The following is a 17,964-nucleotide window of genomic DNA, read 5'->3' as shown; positions in this document are numbered from 1 at the left end:
AGCGCCACTTTCACCCGATGGACGTGGAACGCCTCGCGATTTCGGTGTGCCACGGCTTTCCGGCTAGAGATTGAGGCAGATCCGTACCAGGGTGCCGCCCGGCAGCGTGATGCTGTGGACCGAGTCGCAGATCCGTTCGACGATGGCGAGTCCCCGGCCCCCGGGGGAGCGGGCCGGCGGCATCGCGCGGCCGAATGTCCGCGGGCCACCGGTGTCGAGTACATCGCAGATCAATTGGGTGTTCTCGGCCCATACGCGGATGTGCCCGCCGCTGTCGGTGTGCATCAAGGTGTTGGTGGTCAGTTCGCTGACCGCGAGCAGCAGCAGTTCGATACGGGCGGCCGGCAAGCCCAATTTCTCAGCTCGGGCGGCGACGAAGGCACGGACCGCGCGCAGGTCGCCTTGCTCGGCGTAGTACATGCCGTCGGGGCCCACTGGTGATTCAGGCATGGGGACGCTCGCGAGGCGGATGCGTGACCGGGGCGCGCAGCAACACGTCCAGCCCGGTCAGTTCCAGGATGACGGCGGTCGAGCCGGCGGCGTTGACCGCGTACAGGTGCCCGCCTCGCGCCTGCGCCGCGCGGTGGGCGGTGACGAGGGCGTGCACACCGCTGGAGTCAAGGAAATCGACCGCGGACAAGTCGACGAACACCGTGGTCGCGCCGCTCACCGCGTCCAGCAGAACCGCGGTGAGCTGATCACGGGCGTCCAGGTCGCAGTCGCCGGCGCACGCGACGGTGATCCGATCCGGCTCTGTGCGGGTCTTGACCTCGAAGACTGCCATCGGCCGTCACCTTCTTCCCAGCCCATCATGGCACCGGGTGGTACGGAAACCGTGAACCGGATCAATCTTCGTCGAAGAGGCATTCTTTCGCGCACCTATGAGCGCCAGGTTGCGGCTTCTGTCAGGGGGACGGGGGTGGGGCGTTCCACTGTCGTGGTCAGGTCGATGCGATGGCCCTCGTCGGCGGCGCGAAGCAGAGACGTCATGATGTCGAGGACGTGCAGGGCCACAGCGCCGCCGGCTCGGGGGGTCGGGGCCGTGAGCATGTCGAGCAGGCCGATGCCGCGGCCGGCGTCGACGTAGCCGGCGGACGGCGGCACCGTCTGCCACTCGGTGCCGCCGAGCGGGAAGAGGCCCACGTCTCCGCTGAAGACGTTGGGGTCGGGGACGGACAGGCTGCCCGTCTCGCCGTGCACCTCGATGGGGGCGGCCGTGGTGCGTACGGCGTCGAAGCTTGTCGTGATCGTGGACAGGGCGCCGCCGGCGTGGTGCAGGACCCCGGTGACGTGCGTGTCGACCAGCACGGGGATCTGTTCGCCGGTTCGCGCGCCGATGCCGATGACGCGGGTTGTGCGCCGGCGGGAGGAGGCGCCCGTGACGGCGGTGACCGGGCCGAGCAGGTGGACGAGGGCGGTCACGTAGTAGGGACCCATGTCGAGCAACGGGCCGCCGCCGGGCTGGTAGTAGAAATCGGGGTTGTGGTGCCAGCGCTCGTGACCGGGGGTCGCCATCACGGCCACCGCGGAGATCGGGCGGCCGATGAGCCCGGCGTCGATCGTGGCGCGGGCGGTCTGCACGCCGGTTCCCAGTACGGTGTCCGGGGCGCACCCGACGGTCAGCCCGGCGGCGGCGGCCTTCTCGACCACGGAACGGGCCGCGGTCAGGTCGGCGGCCAGCGGCTTCTCCCCGTACAGGTGCTTGTTGTTCTCGATGGTGGCCTGGGCGATCGCGGCGTGCGCGGCGGGGACGGTGAGATTGAGGACCGTCTCGATCGAGGGGTCGCTCAGCAGTTCCTCGAGCGGCAGGGCGCGGCAACCGGCCACCCCGGCGGCGAACGACGCGGCCCGCGAGGCATCGAGATCCGCCACCGCCGCCAGCGTGACACCGGGATGGTCACGCAGCGTCTCCAGGTACGCGCCGGAGATCCAGCCGGCTCCTACGACTCCGATGCGGTGCGGGTGGCCCACAACATGCTCCTTTCGATCACCGTACGGACGGTGGGGTGCTGCAGGACGTCGAGGCTGTGGCCGGGGGTGGAGACGACGATCCGGCCCTCGCCCCACTGCCTGGCCCAGATGGCGGGGGAGGTGATCGGCCGCTGCCACGGATGCCACGGCCGTACGGGGTGGGTGGTGGTGGCCAGGACGTCGATGAGGTCGTCGTGCAGCACCCAGTACTGCTCGGTGGTCAGCTCGAAGTCGTCGAGGCCGGCCGTGACGGGATGCTCCCGGCCCAGCGGGGTGAAGTTCACCGCGTACGGCAGGAAGTTGTCGGTCTCGTCCCCGCACAGCCGGCCGGGCTCCTTGCTCGGGTGGGTGGCGAACTGGCCCCCGACCAGCTGCAGGTAGTCCGACGAGGCGCGGAACGAGTCGGCGATGCCGCCGTGCCAGCCGGTGAACCCGGTTCCGGCGGCCACCGCTGACCGCAGTCCGGCGAGCGCTTCCGGCTCGATCGACGACATGGTCACGCACTGCACGATGAGGTCGACTCCGGCCATGAGCGCTGCGTCACCGTAGACGGCCGGCGTCCCGCTGATCCGTACGTCGAAATCGTGGCTCTTCAGAAAGGGCACGAACAGTTCCGTGGCCTCGACCGGCCGGTGTCCTTCCCAGCCTCCGCGGACCACCAGGGCGTCAGGCATGTCCCACCTCCACCAGATCGACAGCCTTCACTCCCGGTTACCGAAACTTCCGGTCGTACTGTTCCCAAGTTTCCTAACCGGGTTCCCTCAGTGATCATGCGCCGAGGTGGCCCGGCTGAACAGAGCCTTAAGTTGTTATGCCGAAACTTACGAAAGTTCTCGTAACTTGTTGACACCGCGACGAGTCTCCATCAGAGTCGGCTATGGACGGAACGAAACACCCGTCTGCCCCGTTTACCGGCCGCTGACCCCCGCGGCCGGCTGATCCCCAAATCGCAGTGCATCACCCGGCGCGAGTTGTGGTCGCCACCGGCCACGCCCAGCTCCGGCGGTCGTGATGCGACACTGCCCGGCCTCCGCAGGAGGAAGTCCTCATGGAACAAGAAGTTCGTCCGAGCCGCCGCAGACGCGGCATCAGAGCAGCATTCGGGGCCGCGTGTGCCGCTGCGATCGCGGTCGTCGGCACGGTGGCTGTCACCGACGCCAACGCCGAGGCCAACCGGACGCTCACCAACAACGAGACCGGCTACCACAACGGCTATTTCTTCTCGTACTGGAAGGACAACGGCAACGTCACCATGACCTTGGGTCAGGGTGGCAACTACTCCGTCAACATCCAGAGCGGCACCAACAACTGGGTCGGTGGCAAGGGCTGGAACCCCGGCGCCCGTCGCGTGGTGAACTACTCCGGAACCTGGAGCACCCAGGGCAACGGTTACCTCGCTCTCTACGGCTGGACCAGGAACCCGCTGGTCGAGTACTACGTGGTGGAGAACTACGGCAACTACAACCCGGCCAGCCAGGCCTCCAGGCTGGGTTCGGTGACCACCGACGGCGGCACGTACGACGTGTACCGCACCCAGCGGGTCAACCAGCCCTCGATCGAGGGCACGCGGACGTTCTACCAGTACTGGAGCGTCCGGCAGCAGAAGCGGACCGGCGGCACCATCACCGTCGGCAACCACTTCGACGCCTGGACCAGGTCGGGTCTGCAGCTCGGCTCGCATGACTACCAGATCATGGCGACCGAGGGCTACCAGAGCACGGTCCAGTCGAACATCACGGTCAGCGAGGGTAGCGGCGGCGGCAACCCGACTACGGGCCCGACGACCAACCCGACCAACCCGCCCGGCGGCGGTGGCTGCACGGCGACGCTGTCGGCCGGCGAGAGCTGGTCGGACCGCTACAACCTCAACGTGAGCGTCAGCGGCTCGAGCAACTGGACCGTCACGATGAACATGGTCGCGCCGCAGACCGTCGGGTCGACCTGGAACACCAGCGCCTCGTGGCCGTCGCAGTACCAGATGGTCGCCAGGCCGAACGGTTCCGGCAACAACTTCGGCGTAACCATCATGAGAAACGGCGGCGGCACCACCTGGCCGTCGGTCTCCTGCTCAGGCTGACGTCGAAACAGCGGTCAAAAGGGCGCGGCAGCTGCGGCTGTCGCGCCCTTCGCCGTCCCATCGGATCGGGCCAGATACAACCCCTTTCTCCGTACGCCTCGTCACCTCCCACAACCGCACCAGCGCCGAACCGGGGGCGCCTCGCGACCTGGTCAGTGGTCGCGCTGCGTAGCGCGGGCTCCGGCCGTGGCGGATGGTTGCGCCCGACGCAGCCCCGCCCGAAGCCCGGCGTCACGGCTCCGGGGAGGCATGCGCTGCTGAGCTGAGGGGGAGGCCGCGACGAGTTCCCTCCGCGGTGTCGGATCTGGTGTGGGGTGTTCGTAGAGCCGATGAGGGCGGACGACCATGGAGGGATGGAAGCGTGGGCAAGCTCAGTTACGTGACGAACGTGTCGCTTGACGGGTACATCGAGGACGAGCAGGGCGACATCAGCTGGTTCCCGCTGGGGGATGAGGTCTTCGCGTTCCACACCGAGTTGCTGCGGCCGGTGGGGACGTTTCTCTACGGGCGGCGCCTCTACGAGGCGATGGCCGTGTGGGAGACCGACGCAGGCTTGGCCGCCCGGTCCGATCTGACGGCCGAGTTCGCGAGCACGTGGCAGAAGGCGAGCAAGATCGTGTACTCCACGACTCTCGACGTGGTGTCCACGGCTGATACCCGGATCGAGCGGCAGTTCGACCCTGCGACGGTGCGGGAACTCAAGGCCACAACCGGCAGCGATCTCACCGTTGGGGGCGCTGAGCTTGCGGCGCAGGCCTTCCGTGCCGGGCTGGTCGACGAGTGCCGGCTGGTTGTTCTGCCCGTGGTGCTGGGCGGGGGAAAACCGGGGCTGCCGAGCGGGCTGCGGCTGGACCTGGAGCTTGTCGACGAGCGCCGGTTCCCGAACGGCGTCGTGTATCTCCGCTACCGCATCGAGGGCGGCGGCCGATAACACCGCGATCCGGCCGCGGACGGGCGGCCGGGCGGGGGGATGGGACAGGTGGCGAAACACAACATCCGGGCGGGGCGGGGTGGCTGGAACCCACCAGCCGGGCAGGGGAGGGGACGGGTGGCTGGGACACAACAGCCGGCCGGACCGGCTCGGTCATCGGGGGGACGATGACCAGCCCCGTTAGCGGTCCGGCCGGCGTGCGGCGGGTCAGCCCTTGACGGCGCCCGTGAGGCCGCCGACGATGCGGCGTTCGAAGAGGCTGAAGAAGATCAGCGCGGGGATCATCGACAACGACGTGAAGGCCAGCACCCGCGCCGTGTCCACCGAGTACTGCGACGCGAAGGCCTGCACACCCAGCGGCAGCGTGAAGGTGTCCTGGTCGTTGAGGATGAACAGCGGCAGCAGGTAGCTGTTCCAGCTGCCGACGAATGCCAGGATCCCGACCGTGATCAGGCCGGGCACCGACAACGGCAGCACCATCCGCCAGAAGAAGCCGAGACGGCTGCAGCGGTCGATCGCGGCGGCCTCCTCGATCTCTTTCGGGATGGCCTGCAGGAACGGCACCAGGATGATGATCGTGATGGGCAGGGCGAAGGCGATCTGCGGCAGGATCACGCCGGGCAGGGTGTTCACCAGGCCCAGGTTCTTGATCAGGATGTAGAGCGGCGTGATGGCGACCGTGGCCGGGAACATGAGTCCGGCGGCGAACAGCGCGTACATCGCCCCGCGGCCGCGGAACTTGTAGCGCGCCAGCACGTAACTGGCCATGACGCCCAGCACGACCACGGCGGCGGTGGTGATGACCGCGACGATCGTCGAGTTGCCGACCTGACGCCAGAAGGTCTCGCTGGCCAGGATGTCGGTGTAGTTCTCGGCGACCCACGGGTTGGGCAGGCCGGCCGGGTCGACGGTGATCTGCGAGTTGGTCCGGAACCCGCCGAGGATGATGTAGATGACCGGTCCCAGCATGAGACCGATCAGCATCAGCGCGGCGAGGTACACGAGCAGGTTGCGCCCGGAGCTCTTGGTCGCGGCCATGGCTAGCGTCCTCCGGTCAGCGCGCCGTCGGTGTCGCGGCGCAGAACGAAGCGCTGGTACACCAACGCGATGATCATGGAGATGATGAAGAGCACGACCGCCACCGCGTTGCCGTAGCCGTAGTTGCCGGCGTTGCGGCCCTCGGTGACCATGTAGGTCGCCATCGTGGACGTGCCGGCGGTCGAGGCGACGTACTGGCCCCAGATGATGTAGACGAGATCGAACAGCTGCAGCGATCCGATGATCGACAGGAACGCCCAGATCCGGATCGTCGGCATGAGCAGCGGCAGGGTGATGTGCCGCTGGGTCTGCCAGAAGGACGCGCCGTCGACCGCGGACGCCTCGCTCAGCTCGTCGGGGATGTTCTGCATGCCGGCCAGGAACAGGATCACCGCGAACCCGACGTACTTCCAGGTCAGGATGAACATCAGCGACCAGATGGCCAGTTTCGGGTTGGCCAGCCAGTCCTGGACGAACGCGTCGAGGCCGAGGCCTCTGAGCACGTCGTTGGCCGCGCCGTTGGTCTGCAGCATCAGGGCCCACGCCGTGCCGGCGATGACCTCGGCGATCACGTACGGGACGAAGATGAGGATCCGGATCGCGGACTGCCCGCGCATCCGCCGGTTTAGCAGCAGGGCCAGCAGGACGGCAACCGGGCCCTGCAGGACGAGCGACAGCACGAGGATCTCGGCGTTGTGCCACAGCGCCTCGTGGAACGCGGTGTCCTGCAGGATGGTGACGTAGTTGTCGAGCCCGACGAAGTTGGTCGGCTTCCCGAAACCTTTCCACCGGTAGAAGCCGTAGTACGCGGCCATCACAACCGGGAAGATCACAAAGCCGACGAACACCAGGATCGCGGGGCCGGACAGCGCCACGATCTCGAGCCGCTGGGCCCAGCCGATGCCGCGCCGGCGGGGGCGCAACGGGGGCGGCGCCTGAACGCCGCTCCCGTCACGCACACGATCGCCCGGCGCCTCGTGAGTGAGCGCCACGCTTTATCAGCCCTTCTTGGCCGCGTCGTTGACGGACTTGATGATTCCGGCGACGTCGCCCTTGCCGGCGAGCAGGTTCACCACGCCGATGTTGAGGGCGTTACCCACGTTCTGGCCGTAGACCGTGTCCAGCCACTGCGACACGTACGGGGCCTTGTTGTAGGCGTCGAGAACGGCCTTCAGGTAGTCCTCGGTCACCGCGCCCTGGGCTTCCTTGCTCACCGGCAGCGCGTTGAAGGCCTTGTAGTAGCCCTCCTGCGCCGGCTTGGTGAGGATGTAGTTGAGGAAGTCGGCGCACTCCTTGGGCGCCTGGGCCGAGCAGGAGAAGCCGTCGGCGCCGCCCATGATCGCGGCCGGGTCGCCCTGGCCGCCGGAGACCGCCGGGAACGGGAAGAACCCGAGGTCGGGCAGTGGCTTCTTGTCCTTGGTCAGACCCGCGATGACGCCCGGGTCCCAGGCGCCCATCAGCTCCATGCCTGCCTTGCCGTTGGCGATCAGGCCGGCCGAGCTGCCCGCGCCCTGCTGGGCCGAGGTGGTCAGGAAGCCGTCGTTGAAGGGCTTGGTGTCGGCGAACGCCTTGAGGTCCTCGCCGGCCTTGGTCCAGCAGGGGTCACTGAAGTTCTTGTCCTTGGCCGCCGCGTCCAGGGAGGCCTGGCTGCAGGCGCGCAGGGCGAAGAAGTAGTACCAGTGGGCGGCCGGCCAGGCGTCCTTGCCGCCGAGCGCGATCGGCGTCCCGTTGGCCTTCAGCTTGGCCGCGACGTCGGTGAGCTCCTCCATCGTGGTCGGCGTGGCGGTCACACCGGCCTTCTGGAAGGTGTTCTTGCTGTACCAGAAGCCGCCGGGGAGGATCGAGACCGGCACGGCGTAGGTCTTGCCGTCGACCTCACCCGTGCCCAGCGCGGCGTCGCCGACGGCCGCCTTGGTCTCGGCGCTGACCTGGTCGCTGATGTCCTTGAGCTGGCCCGCCTCGACCATCGCGGCCATCTTGCCGCCGCCGCGCTGCATGAAGATGTCGGGCGCGGAACCCGAGTTCAGCGAGGTCTGCAGCTTGCCGTCCAGGTCCTCGTTCTGGATCGACTGGATCTTGATGGTGACGTTCGGGTTGGCGGTCTGGAAGTCCGCCACCGTTTTTTCCCAGTAGGCCTTGCCGGGACCCGTCGTGGAGTTGTGCCAGAACGACATCTCGACCTTGCCGCCGGAGCTGGAGTCGCCGCCCTCGTCGTCCCCGCCGCCACAGGCAGTCAGGCTCGCGGCGCTCAGCGCCATCGCGGCCGCTACGGCCAAAAATTTCTTAGGTGCCACAGGTTCACCCCTCGGTACCGAAAGTTTCGGAGTGTTTCCGGAATGTGAAAGCCAAGCTATGAAGTGATCAACCTGCATGTCAAGATATTCGTCACCATGAGGTGGAAGTCGTTGTGGACGTGTAACGCTCGGTGTCGCCCCCGAGAAGCGGTGTGAAACGTTTCGGCGAGAAATGGAAGTTGCGAAAGCCCAGCCCACGGCAGGAGACGCAGTGACAACAACCCCGTTCGACCATCGGCTCGCACAGGTCACGTTCACCCTGATCGATGCCGACGGCCGGCCGCTGCCGGATCACGACGTCGTCGTCGAGCAGCGGTCCCACGCCTTCGGGTTCGGCACCATCGGCTTCGACTTCGTCCCGCCCGGCGACGAGCCCGGGGCGCAGGAGATCCCCCGTACGGCGGATCTGTGGCTCGACGTGTTCAACACGGCCACCCTGCCGTTCTACTGGGGCCTGTTCGAACCGCAGCGCGGCCGCCCCCGCACGCGTCAGTTGCGGCAGGCCGCCCAGTGGTTCACCGAGCACGGCTGCCGCGTGAAGGGCCACCCCCTGGTGTGGCACACGCTGACCGCCGACTGGCTGCGGGACCTGCCCACCGACGAGGTCGAGACGGCCGTCCGCGAGCGGATCCGGCGCGAGGTGACCGGCTTCGCCGACGTGATCCAGGCCTGGGACGTGGTCAACGAGGCGGTGATCATGCCCAAGTTCGTCAACGAGCCGCACCGCAACGCGATCACCCGCCTGGCTGCCGAGCGCGGCCGGATCGCCACGGTGCAGTTCGCCTTCGCCGAGGCGCGCGCGGCCGGCCCCACGGCAACGCTGCTGCTCAACGACTTCGACATGTCCGAGGCGTACGAGCGTCTGATCGAGGGGGTGCTCGGAGCCGGGGTCCAGGTCGACGCGATCGGCCTGCAGAGCCACATGCACCAGGGCTACTGGGGCGAGGAGCGGACGCTGGCAACCGTGGACCGTTTCGCCCGGTTCGGCCTGCCGATCCACATGACGGAGACGACACTGGTCTCCGGTGACCTGATGCCGCCGCACATCGAGGACCTCAACGACTACCAGGTGCCGTCGTGGCCCACCACCGCCGAGGGCGAGCAGCGCCAGGCCGGCGAGATGGTGCGCCACTACCGCGCCCTGCTGTCGCACCCGTCGGTTCAGGCCGTCACGTACTGGGGCTGGCTCGACGAGGGGGCGTGGCTGGGCGCCCCGAGCGGGTTCATCCGCACCGACGGCACCCCCAAACCCGCGTACGAGGCCCTGAGGAATCTGGTGAAGGGCGAGTGCTGGCTGGCGCCGACGAGCCTGCGGACAGACCCGTACGGGCGTCTCGAGGTCCGCGGTTTCCCGGGCGACTACCAGCTGAGCTCCGCCGCCGGCGCGACCTCGTTCACCGTCGGCGCGTCCGCGTCCGACGTCCACCTCCGACTGGAAGGCGCCTGACATGGCCGTCCGAGCAGTGATCAATGTCGACGTCGATGGCCCGCGGATCAACCGCCACCTGTACGGGCACTTCGCCGAGCACCTGGGCCGGTGCGTCTACGGCGGTTTCTACGTCGGCGAGGACTCCGAGATCCCGAACGAGGGCGGCATCCGGCTCGACGTGGTGGAGGCCCTGCGTGCGCTCGACATCCCTAACCTGCGCTGGCCGGGCGGGTGCTTCGCCGACGAGTACCACTGGCGCGACGGCATCGGCCCCAAGGACCGGCGTCCCGTCATGGTCAACACGCACTGGGGCGGGGTCGAGGAGAACAACCACTTCGGCACCCACGAGTTCATGGCCCTGTGCGAGCTGCTCGGCGCCGAGCCGTACATCAGCGGCAACGTGGGCTCCGGCACCGTACGGGAAATGAGCGAGTGGGTCGAGTACCTGACCCGCGACGGCGACTCGCCGATGGCCCGGCTGCGCAAGGCGAACGGCCGCGACGAGCCGTGGCGGGTCAAGTTCTGGGGGCTGGGCAACGAGGCGTGGGGCTGCGGCGGCAACATGACCGCCGAGCACTACGCGCAGGAGGCGCGCCGTTTCGGCACCTACTGCCGCGACTACGGCGACAACCAGCTCTACAAGATCGCCGCGGGGGCCAACGGCACCGACTACGCGTGGACCGAGACTCTGATGAAGCAGGTCGGGCATCTGGGCTGCCGGCACATCCGCAGCACCGGCTTCCACGCGCTCTCGGTGCACCACTACACGCTGACCGGGCCGACCTGGGAGGAGAAGGGCTCGGCCACCGCGTTCGACACCGACGAGTACTACACGACGATGGCGGCGGCGGCCAGGATGGACGAGGTGCTGGCCGGGCACGCGGCCGTCATGGACTGCTACGACCCCGGCAAGAGCGTGGGCCTGGTCCTCGACGAGTGGGGCACCTGGTTCGACGTGGAGCCCGGCACCAACCCCGGTTTCCTCTACCAGCAGAACACGCTGCGGGACGCGCTGGTGGCCGGCGTCCACTTCGACATCTTCCACCGGCACGCCGACCGGCTCGTCATGGCCAACATCGCGCAGACGGTGAACGTGCTGCAGGCCATGATCCTCACCGACCCGGACTCCGGCGCCCTGGTGCTGACCCCGACCTACCACGTGTTCCGCATGAACAAGGGCCACCAGGACGCGACGTCGTTGCGTGTCGACTTCCGGGACGCGCTGCCCGGCCGCCCGGTCGGGGAGGCGAAGCTGGACACGCTCTCGGTCTCGGCCAGCCGCAAGGACGGCGCGGTGCTGGTGTCGCTGTCGAATCTCGACGCCGGCGAGCCGGTCGACGTCGAGATCGACGTACGGGGTGGGGCGCTCGACGGGGCCGAAGCGCTGATCCTGACGTCCGGCGCGCTGCAGGACCACAACACGCCGGAATCGCCGTCCGTGGTGGCTCCCCGCCCGTACGACGGTGTGAAGGTGGCCGGGGGCACGCTGCGGGCGCACCTGCCGGCCCACTCGTTCGTGACGGTCAAGGCCTCGCTGTAGGAAGACGTGGGCCGCTCAAGGACGGCGAGCGGCCCACGTCGAGTCACTCCGCGCGGTAGACGGCCCGGTCGAAGTCGGCGTACCCGCCCTCGGCCCCCAGATCCTGCACCCAGAGCCCCACGAAGGCGCCGGTGAAGCCCCACGCCTCGGGCTCACCGGGGACGATCGTGGCGGCGTACTCGTCGGACAGCGTGGTGGCGTCGAAGGTGCGGCCCAGGTCGTACCAGACCGCCATGTCGCCCGGGTTGGTGGTGTAGGCGAAGGTCAGGGCGGGGCCGTCGAAACGCACGCGCAGACCGACCCGCGGCACGCCGTCGAGCACCGTCTGCAGCCCGGGGGCGATGCTGACCCGCCCGCTGTCGCAGCAGAGCAGGTCGAGCACCGGTGTGCCGTCGTCGTCGGCGGTCAGGTGCAGGTAGTACCAGTTGCGCGAGTTGTAGTACGCCGCGACCCCGGCCAGCTGGCGGCTGTTGCGGGGCTGGAACTCGCACACGGCCTCGAAGGTGGACCGCTGGTTCGTCACCCGGCGGGCGACCAGACTGGGCCGGTGCCGCGCCATCGGCGACTGGCCGCCGTGGATCCGCAGGTGTGAGGGGCGGGCGGACAGGTCGACCCAGTCGGGGGTGGCCGGGCGGCGCAGCGTCGACCAGTTGGGCCCGAGCGCCGGCGCGTCGAAGTCGTCGTCCTCGAACTGCTCGGAGGACGGCGGCTGCGGGGTGACCGTGATGCCGGCCGGGGCCGGGACCTGTTCGGCCGGCACGCCGTCGTGGATGCTGGGCCAGGCGTCGGTGGCCCACTCCACCTTCTGCAGGGCGGCCTCGCGCCCGAGGACGCAGCGCCCGCTCGGCGCGTACGGCCGGGCCACCAGGTGCGCCAGGTACCACTCGCCGGCCGGGGTCTGTACGAGGCTGCCGTGGCCGGCCTTCTGCAGGGCGAGCTCGGGGCGGCCGGTCGAGGTCAGCAGCGGGCCGCCGGGGTCCACCTCGTACGGGCCGAACAGCTCACGGGAGCGGGCCACGGTGACCTGGTGCGCCCAGCTGGTGCCGCCCTCGGCGGTGACCAGGTAGTACCAGCCGTCCTTGCGATAGATGTTGGGCGCCTCGGTCAGGCCCGCGTCGGTGCCCTCGAAGATCAGCCGCGCCGGGCCCACCAGGCGGCGCTCGGCCGGGTCGTACCGCTGGATCTCGATGCCCGCGAAACGGTTGCGGCCGGGCCGCCAGTCGGCGCGCATGGACAGCATCCAGGTGGCGCCGTCCTCGTCGTGGAACAGCGACGAGTCGAACCCGCGCCCGTGCAGCACCACCGGGTCGGACCACGGGCCGGTGATCTCGGGCGCGGTGACCAGATAGTTCTGCGGATCCCAGTAGCCGCCGGCGAACGTCGCCACGTCGGTGTAGAGCAGGTGGAACAGCCCATTCGCGTACGTGAGGTTGGGCGCCCAGACGCCGCACGAGTCGGCCGCCCCGCTCAGGTCGAGGAGCCGTCGCTCGGTCAGCGCGCCGCCGAGCGGCTGCCAGTGAACGAGGTCCGTCGAGTGGTGCACCCGTACGCCGGGATACCACTCGAACGTCGACGTGGCGACGTAGTAGTCGGAGCCGACCCGCACGATCGACGGATCCGGGTGGAAGCCGGGCAGGACCGGGTTCCGGATCACTTGATCAGCGGTTCCGTCATCCCCGACGGGGGACAGGCCGGCCTTGGCAATCGTCATGGAAAACCTTCCGCGGGAGGGGGTGCGGCGGCCCATGGGGGGACGAGGCTGCGCTGAGCACAACCCCAGGCACGACAGCCGCTGCGGGAGAGTCGTGGCGGGCCGACGCTGTCGAGGTCCGTCTCCCGGAATGGTCGTCCGCCATCGTCACCATGTCAACAACTTTCGGAGACACAGCGGAAATATCGGCAGCCTTGCTCGGCGGTCGAAATCGGCCTCCAGGACGGCGGAAAGCCCGGCGAACCCTGCCCCCGGGTGGCAACCGTTCCGCAACTTACGAGATCGGACACAAAGAAGCGGTGCGGGGCGTGTCGCCGCCCCGCACCGCATCGGTACGCCAGGTGTCAGCTCAGGCTGAACCGCTGGTTCGCCTGGCCGTGGCAGTCGTAGAGCTGTACCTGCTGGCCGTTGCCGGTGCCCCACACGTCCAGGCAGCGTCCGGACTGGACACCGCTGATCGTGCCGTTGCTGTTGATGTTCCACTGCTGGTTGGCCTGGCCGTTGCAGGCGTAGATCTGCACGGCCGAGCCGTTTCCGGAGCCGGCGGCGTCCAGGCACCGCGAGCCGTACACGGTCAGCTGCCTGCTCGACGTGAGCGTCCACGACTGGTTGCTCGCGCCGTTGCAGTCGTACAACTGGACCCGCGTGCCGTTGTTCTGCGTCGAGCCCGGCACGTCGATGCAGCGGCCCGACTGCGCGCCGAGGATCCGTCCGCTGCCCGAGGGCGGCGGGGTGGTGGCCGGCGGCGGCGTGGTGGTGCCGGGCGGCGGCGTGGTCGGGTTGGTGGGCCCGGCGGCGTTGAGGGCGTTGAGGACTGAGGTGTAGGCGGCTTTCTTGTTGCCGTTGCCGTCGAACAGCAGGGGGTTCTCGTTGGCGCGCCAGGAGTCGCTGTCGCGTACGCCCCAGACCGTGATGCCGATGCAGCGGGGCACGTTCAGGCATGCCTGGGTCAGCCCGGCGTACTGGGTGGTGGAGGAGTTGGTGACGTCGACCTCGGTCAGCGCCACGTCCACGCCCAGGGCGGCGAAGTTGGACAGGGTGGTCTGGAAGTTGCTGGGCAGTGAGCTGCCACCGGTGAAGTGGGTCTGCAACCCGACGCAGTCGATCGGCACGCCCCGGGACTTGAAGTCGCGGATCATGTTGTAGACGCCTTGGGTTTTGCCGTACGACCAGTTCTCGATGTTGTAGTCGTTGTAGCACAGCTTGACCGCCGGGTCGGCGGCCCGGGCCGTGCGGAACGCCACCTCGATCCAGTCGTTGCCGGTGCCCTGCAGGTTCGACGAGCGGCGGCTGCCGTCCTCGTTGAACGCCTCGTTGACCACGTCCCACGCGCGGATCTTGCCTTGGTAGTGGGCCATCACGCCGTTGATGTGATCGATCATCGCCTGGCGCAGGGCGCTGCCGCTCAGGCTTTGCATCCAGCCGGGCTGCTGCGCGTGCCAGGCCAGGGTGTGGCCGCGTACCTGCAGACCGCGTTGGGTGGCCCAGTTGTAGATCTGGTCACCGGAGCTGAAGTTGAACTGCCCGCGGCTGGGCTGCAACGCGTCCGGTTTCATCTCGTTCTCGGCCGTGATCATGTTGAACTCACGCGCCGCGATCGTCGAGTACTGCGAGTTGCTCAACCGCGACGCCGCGATCGCCGTGCCGAAATACCGGCCCGACTGCGCCGCCGCGGCACCCAACGTGCTTTCGGCCGCGTTCGCGCTCGGCATCACCATGGCCACGCCCGCAGCGGTGACGGCCGCGACCGCCCCACTGAGCAACAGCCGCAGACGCAGCGGCCGACCTCGCGCCGCGCCGGCCGGGGGATTGACTGCCATCAGGTCACCTTTCTTTGTTTCGCGTTCCGGGCATGACGCATCCCGCGCGGGACGGATTGACCGTTGCGCGCCAGGGCCATTCGCGAGCCGGATCGGGAGTGACGGGCTTCGATTCGCGTCATGGTGGCACGAGTAACACCGCCGAAACAACAGCTTCCGGAAGATCGCCGAGAGTTGTTGCTCCGGCCACCGCTGCCGTACCGGCCTCCGATGCGCTCTGAGCTGGTGATACGTGCATGCTCGGAGATCTCATGGCGGCTCTCCCGCTTGGCCGGCGTGATCTCGCGGCAGCCAGGCTCCGGAACTTCCGGTGCGATCGGCAAAAGGGGGCCGCCTCGGATATGGCGACAAAATTAACCACTGAAAAAGTGTTATGCCCGCGGAAGGCGCACGTCGGAACGGTTGCCGTATTTACATTCTTGAAACTATGGGAGCGCTCCCGTAACGTGCCGGGCAATCATTCGAACTGTCAGGCGGAATCGAGGAATTGTGATGCCGTTCCGAAGACTCGCCGGAGCCGCCGCGGCGGCGCTGGTGGCCGTGGCCGCGGCGCTCACGGTCACGACAGCGACGCCGGCCGGCGCGGCCACCACGGCCGGTTGCGGCAAGGCGCCCACGCTCACCAGCGGCACCCGCACGATCAACAGTGGCGGCCAGAACCGCACGTACATCCTGCGCGTCCCCGACAACTACGACCGGAACAAGCCGTACAAGCTGATCTTCGGCTTCCACTGGCTGAACGGGTCGGCCCGCAACGTGGCCGACGCGGGCTACTACGGCCTGCAGGGGCTGTCCGGCAACTCGGCCATCTTCGTCGCGCCGCAGGGCATCGACAACGGCTGGGCCAACACCGGCAACCGCGATCTCACGCTCGTCGACAACCTGACCACGCTGATCCAGAACGACCTGTGCGTCGACACCACTCAGGTGTTCGCGACGGGCTGGAGCTACGGCGGCTCGATGAGCTACGCCGTCGCCTGCGCCCGGCCGAACGTGTTCCGGGCGGTCGCGGTCATCTCCGGGGCCAACCTCAGCGGCTGCAGCCCGGGCACGCAGCCGGTGGCTTACCTCGGCATCCACGGCACCTTCGACAGCGTGCTGAACATCTCGATGGGCCGGTCCATCCGGGACACCTTCGTACGCAACAACGGGTGCGCCGCGCAGAACCCGCCCGAGCCGGCCCGCGGCAGCCTGACCCACATCGTCACCGCGTACTCGGGGTGCCGAGCCGGATACCCGGTGGTGTGGGCCGCCTTCGACGGTGACCACACGCCCGAGCCGGTGGACGGTTCCGGCACACCCAACGGCGCCCGCACCTGGGTCGGCGGCGAGATCTGGAAGTTCTTCAACCAGTTCACCGGCACCCCGCCGACCACCGCGCCGCCGACGACCACCCCGCCCACGACGACCCCGCCCACGACGACCCCGCCGACCACGACGCCCCCTGGCGGGTGCACCGCGGTCTACCGGATCACCGGTCAGTGGCAGGGCGGCTTCCAGGGCGAGGTCACAGTGACAGCCGGCGCCGCGGCGCTGACCGGCTGGCGGGTCAGCTGGACCTTCGCCAACGGCCAGACAATCACCCAGCTCTGGGGCGGTCGCCTCACCACCACGGGCGCTTCCCCGACGGTCGCCAACGAAAGCTGGAACGGCAACCTCGGCGCGGGCGCGTCGACCACCTTCGGGTTCCTCGGCTCCGCCACGGGGACCAACACCGCGCCGGCAGCCACCTGCACGCCGGCCTGACAGAAGCCGCCCGGGGCCCGTCTCTCGGATCACGTGGGAGCGAAGCGAGAGACGAGCCCCGGGCCCCGGCCTTTCCGTTGTCAGATCGTGTCGCAGGCCGCGATGCCCAGGTTGCCGCAGCGCCTGGGCATCGCCCCGCGTGCTGAATCAAGAAAGTCCGGGCGGGGCGGCGACGTTTCGGTTTCCAGCCGCGGGAGATAACAGCACCCGTGGATCGAGGGGAACTGATCGCCGGGCGTTACCGGCTCCGCGAGGAACTGGGCCGGGGCGGCATGTCCGTGGTGTGGCGGGCCGACGACGACGTGCTCGGCCGGGAGGTCGCGGTCAAGGTGCTGTCGCCGGTGCTGGCCGACGATCCGCAGCAGCGGCGCCTCATCCGCGACGAAGCTCGCGCGGCTGCCCGGCTGCGGCACACCAACGTTGTCGCCGTCTACGACTACGGCGACTTCACTGAGCAGGGGCGGACACTCTCGTACGTGGTGATGGAGCTGGCCGACGGCCGCACCCTGGCCCAGATGCTCAGCGGCGGCCGGCTCCCGTGGAAGGTCGCGACGCTGGTCGGTGCGCAGGTGGCGGCGGCCCTCGCGGCGGCCCACGCCGACGGCATCGTGCACCGTGACGTCAAACCGGCCAACGTCATGGTGACCAGCGGGGGAGTGAAGCTGGTCGACTTCGGCATCTCGGCCGCGGTCGGCGAGTTCGAGGGCAAGGACCAGGTCGTGGGCACCCCGGCCTACCTCGCCCCGGAACGCATCAAGGGCGGCCCGGTGCGGCCCGCGACCGACGTGTACGCCCTGGGCCTGCTGATGTATCTGTCGCTGGCCGGAAGGATGCCGTGGCAGGCGTCCACGGTCACCGAGATGGTCAGGGCACATGCGTACGCGAAACCGGCGCCCCTGCCGGCCGTTCCCGGCCTGCCGCCCGTGGTGGTCCGCCTCGTGACCCGCTGCCTGGCGAAACGGCCCGCCGACCGGCCCACCGCGATCGAGGTCTCGGAGGTGCTGGGCGAGGTCGCGGGCCTGCCGAGCGCGTCTCTTCTGCGCAGCGCGGCGGCCCCGACCATCACCTTGCCCCCGGTGCGGGCCCGCCGCCCCGGCCGCGCGCTGCTGGTCGCGGCCGGGACGGTCACCGTGGTGCTGGCCGGAGGGGGTTTGTGGTGGGCGGGCGACGGACCGGCCGAGCCGGCTCGCGCCGAAGCGGTCGTCGTGCCGTCCAGCCCGGCGACGACCCGTGCGGGGTCACCGAAGCCGCGAACCACACCCGAGCGGACGGTCCGGTCGGTCGCCGTGGCTCACGAAGCCGCCCCGCCGCCCGAAGCGAAACCCGCGAAAGCGCGAAAGGGCAAGCCGAAGCACGAGAAGGCGCACGAGCCTCCGCGTCCGGGGAAGAGGCCCCACCGCTGACGGG

The 17,964-nt window shown here is 68.9% G+C and carries 15 protein-coding genes; 6 read left to right on the top strand and 9 right to left on the bottom strand.

What is annotated here, in order from left to right; all coding sequences use genetic code 11:
- Positions 1-63: 63 nt before the first annotated feature.
- The 4 genes from C8E87_RS43055 to C8E87_RS43040 all read right to left on the bottom strand — a co-directional run bounded on the left by C8E87_RS43055 (position 64) and on the right by C8E87_RS43040 (position 2,645).
- A complete protein-coding gene (locus C8E87_RS43055) occupies positions 64-420 on the bottom strand; it encodes an ATP-binding protein (RefSeq protein WP_239080716.1) in 357 nt (118 codons plus the stop codon).
- Positions 421-442: 22 nt separating this feature from the next.
- A complete protein-coding gene (locus tag C8E87_RS43050; RefSeq protein ID WP_133879059.1) occupies positions 443-784 on the bottom strand; it encodes an STAS domain-containing protein in 342 nt (113 codons plus the stop codon).
- Positions 785-879: 95 nt separating this feature from the next.
- Complete coding sequence (locus C8E87_RS43045) at positions 880-1,971, bottom strand: Gfo/Idh/MocA family protein (protein WP_133879058.1); 1,092 nt, start codon at positions 1,969-1,971, stop codon at positions 880-882.
- Positions 1,941-2,645 (bottom strand): ThuA domain-containing protein, encoded by a 705-nt coding sequence (locus C8E87_RS43040; RefSeq protein ID WP_133879057.1) that lies wholly within the window; start codon positions 2,643-2,645, stop codon positions 1,941-1,943. The genes C8E87_RS43045 and C8E87_RS43040 overlap by 31 nt, the downstream gene beginning before the upstream one ends.
- Before the next feature lie 374 nt (positions 2,646-3,019).
- On the opposite strand from C8E87_RS43040, the gene C8E87_RS43035 reads away from it, so the two are divergent.
- Together C8E87_RS43035 and C8E87_RS43030 are read left to right on the top strand one after the other, a co-directional pair.
- Positions 3,020-4,048, top strand: a complete 1,029-nt coding sequence (locus tag C8E87_RS43035; RefSeq protein WP_133879056.1) for a glycoside hydrolase family 11 protein — start codon at positions 3,020-3,022, stop codon at positions 4,046-4,048.
- A gap of 361 nt (positions 4,049-4,409) precedes the next feature.
- A complete protein-coding gene (locus tag C8E87_RS43030) occupies positions 4,410-4,979 on the top strand; it encodes a dihydrofolate reductase family protein (protein WP_133879055.1) in 570 nt (189 codons plus the stop codon).
- Positions 4,980-5,186: 207 nt separating this feature from the next.
- On the opposite strand, the gene C8E87_RS43025 is transcribed toward C8E87_RS43030, so the two are convergent.
- From C8E87_RS43025 to C8E87_RS43015, 3 genes are all read right to left on the bottom strand, one after another.
- Positions 5,187-6,017 (bottom strand): carbohydrate ABC transporter permease, encoded by an 831-nt coding sequence (locus C8E87_RS43025; protein ID WP_133879054.1) that lies wholly within the window; start codon positions 6,015-6,017, stop codon positions 5,187-5,189.
- 2 nt (positions 6,018-6,019) lie between these two features.
- Positions 6,020-6,940, bottom strand: coding sequence for a carbohydrate ABC transporter permease (locus tag C8E87_RS43020; protein ID WP_438866690.1), 921 nt, complete (start codon positions 6,938-6,940; stop codon positions 6,020-6,022).
- A 75-nt stretch (positions 6,941-7,015) separates the two neighbouring features.
- A complete protein-coding gene (locus C8E87_RS43015; RefSeq protein WP_203721018.1) occupies positions 7,016-8,311 on the bottom strand; it encodes an ABC transporter substrate-binding protein in 1,296 nt (431 codons plus the stop codon).
- Positions 8,312-8,522: 211 nt separating this feature from the next.
- Here C8E87_RS43015 and C8E87_RS43010 point away from each other — a divergent pair, with 211 nt between their 5' ends.
- Together C8E87_RS43010 and C8E87_RS43005 are read left to right on the top strand one after the other, a co-directional pair.
- Positions 8,523-9,758 (top strand): endo-1,4-beta-xylanase, encoded by a 1,236-nt coding sequence (locus C8E87_RS43010; protein WP_239080717.1) that lies wholly within the window; start codon positions 8,523-8,525, stop codon positions 9,756-9,758.
- A 1-nt stretch (position 9,759) separates the two neighbouring features.
- Positions 9,760-11,280: an alpha-N-arabinofuranosidase gene (locus C8E87_RS43005; RefSeq protein ID WP_133879051.1), complete on the top strand. Its 1,521-nt coding sequence runs from the start codon at positions 9,760-9,762 to the stop codon at positions 11,278-11,280.
- Between the two features lie 43 nt (positions 11,281-11,323).
- Here the strand turns inward: C8E87_RS43005 and C8E87_RS43000 are convergent, their stop codons facing one another.
- A complete protein-coding gene (locus C8E87_RS43000) occupies positions 11,324-12,991 on the bottom strand; it encodes a glycoside hydrolase family 43 protein (RefSeq protein WP_133879050.1) in 1,668 nt (555 codons plus the stop codon).
- Positions 12,992-13,335: 344 nt separating this feature from the next.
- A complete protein-coding gene (locus C8E87_RS42995; RefSeq protein WP_133879049.1) occupies positions 13,336-14,811 on the bottom strand; it encodes an endo-1,4-beta-xylanase in 1,476 nt (491 codons plus the stop codon).
- A 492-nt stretch (positions 14,812-15,303) separates the two neighbouring features.
- Here C8E87_RS42995 and C8E87_RS42990 point away from each other — a divergent pair, with 492 nt between their 5' ends.
- Entirely contained in the window at positions 15,304-16,557 is a 1,254-nt protein-coding gene (locus C8E87_RS42990) for a CE1 family esterase (protein WP_133879048.1), read from the top strand.
- Positions 16,558-16,766: 209 nt separating this feature from the next.
- Positions 16,767-17,960, top strand: a complete 1,194-nt coding sequence (locus C8E87_RS42985) for a serine/threonine-protein kinase (protein WP_203721060.1) — start codon at positions 16,767-16,769, stop codon at positions 17,958-17,960.
- Positions 17,961-17,964 lie beyond the last annotated feature (4 nt).

It is taken from the genome of Paractinoplanes brasiliensis, from assembly GCF_004362215.1.
Taxonomy (GTDB): Bacteria; Actinomycetota; Actinomycetes; order Mycobacteriales; family Micromonosporaceae; genus Actinoplanes; species Actinoplanes brasiliensis.
The sequence above is the reverse complement of the archived record's forward strand: the minus strand, read 5'-3'. Positions and strand labels throughout refer to the sequence as shown.